This window comes from Mycobacterium sp. TH-M106 (assembly GCF_057473765.1).
On the sequence record NZ_JBYCLE010000082.1, the window covers coordinates 1 to 2372 of the forward strand.

The 2372-nt window shown below is 69.9% G+C and carries 1 protein-coding gene; it reads left to right on the forward strand.

What is annotated here, in order from left to right:
* Positions 1 to 2372 (forward strand): type I polyketide synthase (locus AC2VOP_RS02780; RefSeq protein ID WP_486959553.1); only part of this gene is annotated, 2372 nt, incomplete at both ends.

A 2372-nucleotide genomic window follows, 5' to 3' on the forward strand; every position in this document is an offset into this window, starting at 1 on the left:
CCTGACCCGCGACGTCCTGGCCCAGTTGCAGAGTTGGCTGGCCCGGCCCGACACCGCCCACGCCCGCCTGCTGGTCGTCACCCGAAATGCGGTCAGCGTGAACGCTTTCGACGGTGCCCCCGATCTGGCCCAGGCCGCGGTCTCGGCGCTGATCCACACCACCCAAAACGAACACCCCGACCGTATCGTCGTGCTCGACATCGACAACACCACCGCCACCCACGACAACCTGCTCGCCATCGCCGCGACGCGACCGGCCGGCGAGCCGCAACTGGCCCTGCGCAACGGTGTCGCCCACATCCCCCGCCTGTCCCGCCCCGTGACACTGACCCCACCGGATGTTCCCGACTGGCAGTTGGCCAGCTCCGGCAGGGGCGACTTGAGCAACCTGACCCTGGCCCCCACGACGCCCGACACGCTGGGGCCGGGTCAGGTCCGCGTTCAGATCCGGGCAGCGGGGCTGAACTTCCATGATGTGGTCGTGGCGTTGGGCGCCATCGCCGACGAGAACATGGGCAGCGAAGCCGCCGGGATCGTCCTCGAGGTCGCGCCCGGGAGTTCGCTGCGTCCCGGGGATGCGGTGATGGGCTCGTTCACCGACAACGCGTTCGCGCCGACCGCGATCACCGACGAGCGCATGGTCGTGGCGGTCCCGGCCGGGTGGTCGTTCACCCAGGCCGCATCGGTGCCGGTGGCGTTTTTGACCGCCTACATCTGCCTTGTCGAGATCGCCGGGCTGTCGGCGGGGCAGCGGGTGCTCATCCATGCCGGGGCCGGCGGTGTCGGACAGGCCGCCATCCAGATCGCGCGCCACCTGGGTGCCGAGGTCTTCGCCACTGCCCACCCGAACAAGCATCACGTGCTCACCGAACTGGGGGTCGACCCCGGCCATATCGCCTCGTCGCGCACCCTGGATTTCCTCGACGCCTTCCGCGCCGTCACCGACGGCCGGGGCATGGACGTCATACTCAACAGTCTGGCCGGCGAGTTCATCGATGCCTCACTGCAGCTGCTGCCCCGCGGAGGCAGCTTCATCGAAATCGGCAAAACCGACATCCGTGCGGCGGCCGAGGTCGCCGCCGCCCACCCCAGGGTGGACTACCAGGCCTACGATTTGGCCAGCGCCCCCGCGGAATCCCTGCAGCCGGCGTGGAAAGCACTATCCGCGTTCTTCAACGCCGATGTCCTCAAGCCGCTGCCCACCACCAGCTACGGCCTGCTCAGCGCCCCCCAGGCCTTCCGCGACATGAGTCAAGGAATCCATACCGGAAAAATCGTCCTGATCCCACCCCCGGCGCTGGAGCCCGAGGGCACGGTGCTGATCACCGGGGGTACCGGGATGCTCGGCGCGCTCTTCGCCGAACACCTGGTCACCCACTACGGCGTCACGCATCTGCTGCTGGTGTCGCGCAGCGGCCCGGCCGCCTCTGGTGCAGCGGAACTTCAGCAGCGCCTCACCGGACTGGGCGCCGACGTCACCATCACCGCCTGTGACACCGCCAACGCCGCGGACCTGGCCGCGGTGCTGGACAGCATTCCCGCGCGGCATCCCTTGACCGCCGTCCTGCACGCCGCCGGGCTCCTGGAAGACGCCGCGGTGGCCGACATGACCGCCGATCAACTCGACGCGGTCCTGGCCGCCAAGGCCGACGCCGCCTGGAATCTGCATCACCTCACCGCCGACCGCGACCTTGCCGCCTTCGTGTTGTTCTCTTCGGCGGCAGGCATTTTGGGCAGCCCGGGGCAGGCCAACTATGCGGCCGCCAACGCCTTCCTGGACGCGCTGGCCCGCCAGCGCCACCACTCCCAACTCACGGCCACCAGCCTGGCCTGGGGTTACTGGCAAACCCCCAGCGGCATGACCGCGCACCTGTCCACCACCGACCTGACCCGCCTGGCCCGCACCGGCCTGACCCCCATCACCGACGAGCACGGCCTGGCCCTGTTCGACGCCGCACTCGCCACTCAACGGCCCAACGTGCTGGCCAGCCCCTTCAACGTCGCCGCGTTGACCCGCCAGGCCCGCCACCACGCCCTCCCCTCGATCCTGTCGACACTGACCACCAGCCGCCCCCGCGCCAGCGCCGCAAGCGCCCGCAGTCTGCAGGCCCAGCTGGCCGCTCAGACCCCCGAAGAGCGACGCCACGCTCTGACCGCGATGGTCACCGCGACCACCGCCGCCGTGTTGGCCCACCCCGACCCGGCGGCGCTGGATCCCGACCGTCCGTTCAAAGACCTGGGCATCGACTCGCTGACCGCCCTGGAACTACGCAACACCCTCAACCAACACACCGGCCTGGCCCTGCCGGTAACCCTGGTCCTCGACCACCCCACGCCGGCCGCGCTCGCCGCCCACCTGGCCGACTCACTCA